General features: G+C 82.7%; 1 protein-coding gene. It reads left to right on the top strand.

The features are described 5' to 3' along the window. Window positions 1-255, top strand: a 255-nt coding sequence (locus tag ACLBYB_RS33595; protein ID WP_447701465.1) for an AMP-binding enzyme, incomplete at both ends; no start/stop codon positions are given.

Here is a 255-nt window from a genome sequence, read left to right as displayed (position 1 = left end):
GGCCCCGCGCGGCTCGTGGCCTACGCGGTGCCCGCGCCGGGCGCGCACCCCGACCCGCAGGAGCTGCGCCGCGCCCTGGCCCGCGACCTGCCCGAGGCCCTGGTGCCGGCCGCGATCGTCCTGCTCGGCGCCCTGCCGCTCTCGACGAGCGGCAAGCTCGACGCCCGCGCCCTGCCCGAGCCCGACGCGGACGCGCCCGCCCGGGACGCCGACCCGCCGCGCACGGCGACCGAGCGGCGCCTCGCCGATCTCTGG

Source organism: Methylobacterium sp. D54C, assembly GCF_053345595.1.
Note: the sequence above shows the minus strand (reverse complement) of the source record. Positions and strands in the feature narration are given on the sequence as shown.